Genomic DNA, 1,463 nt, shown 5'->3' on the forward strand with positions numbered 1-1,463 from the left:
GGCGCCCGCCTCGCTGCCACGCACCGCGTACTGGGCCTTGTTGCGGTAGGCAAACGGCGTCTCCATGCCGAGGATGGGGTTGACCACGGCCTCACCCAGCCCGACCTGCTCCAGTGCGCTCTGCACCAGGCTCTGCTTGAGGGCAAGCTGGGCCGGATAGGCCAGCGGGCGCACCTGGCAGCCACCGCATTCGGTGTTGGGGCAAAAATCGGCCACCCGATCGGCAGAGGGCTGGGTCAACTCGACCAGCTTGCCGTGCAGGTAGTTCGGTTTGACCTCGGTCAACTCGACCAGCGCCTGCTCACCGGGCAGCAGACCCTCGACAAACAGGGGGCGATCGAACAGGCGACCCTTGCCATCCCCCTTGTCGGTCAGTTCAAGAATATCGATCTGATGTTGGTGTCCCACTAACGGCATGAGCGGCTCCGAAGGCATGAAAGAGAGGGTGACGACGGGGCAGACCCGGCGACCCCGAATAAAGGGTGGCAGAGTTTAGCGGAGATCCGCCCAAAATGCAGGCATAAAAGACCCCGCAAACACAAATAGCGACCCCGGCCACCAGCGGCCCGGTCCGGGCAGCCTGGCCACCTCGCCCCAATAAAAAACCGCCGGACGGGGCCGGCGGTATGACATTCATGGCAGCAGGATCAATGGCTGTAGGCTTTCTCGCCGTGGCTGGTCACGTCCAACCCTTCGCGCTCGGCATCTTCCTTCACCCGCAGACCGATCAGCAGGTCCACCAGCTTGTAGGCCACGGCCGAGACCAGGGCGGTCCAGACCACGGTCACCCCCACGCCGATGACCTGTACCTTGACCTGGGCCAGGATGGAGTACCCCTCGGCCACCTGGTTGGTCACATAGTCCCACACCCCGGTGCCGCCCAGATCCGGGCTGGCGAACACCCCGGTCAGCACGGCACCCAGGATCCCGCACACCCCGTGCAGGCCGAACACGTCCAGGCTGTCATCGGCCCCCAGCAGACGCTTGAGACCGTGCACGCCCCACAGACCGGCCACACCGCTGAGCAGGCCGATGATGAGGGCGCCCCCCACACCGACGAAACCGGCGGCAGGGGTGATGGCGACCAGACCCGCCACCGCACCGGACACGGCGCCAAGCAGGGAGGGACGGCCCTTCATCGCCCACTCGGCGAAGGTCCAGGAGAGGGCGGCAGCGGCCGGTGCGATCCAGGTGTTGGCGAAGGCCAGGGCCGCCGTGCCGTTGGCTTCGAGGGAGGAGCCAGCGTTGAAGCCGAACCAGCCGAACCAGAGCAGGGCGGCACCGATCATGGTCATGGTCAGGCTGTGGGGGGTCATGGGGTCACGGCCATAGCCAACCCGTTTGCCCACCATGAAGGCCCCAACCAGACCGGCCACCGCGGCGTTGATGTGCACCACTGTGCCGCCGGCGAAGTCCAGAGCGCCGTGCTGGAACAGATAGCCAGCGGTGGCACCGGCCGCTTC

General features: G+C 66.3%; 1 protein-coding gene and 1 pseudogene. Both read right to left on the reverse strand.

Going from position 1 to position 1,463, the window contains the following annotated elements; all coding sequences use genetic code 11:
• A partial coding sequence (locus AACR77_RS20960; protein WP_042882179.1) for a TRAM domain-containing protein occupies nucleotides 1-417 on the reverse strand: 417 nt, incomplete at its 3' end.
• A 230-nt stretch (nucleotides 418-647) separates the two neighbouring features.
• Nucleotides 648-1,463, reverse strand: a pseudogene (locus tag AACR77_RS20965) (ammonium transporter); the annotation flags it as partial.

Origin of the sequence: Aeromonas sp. ZOR0002 (assembly GCF_963866995.1) — a bacterium.
In the GTDB taxonomy this organism is placed as follows: domain Bacteria; phylum Pseudomonadota; class Gammaproteobacteria; order Enterobacterales; family Aeromonadaceae; genus Aeromonas; species Aeromonas caviae.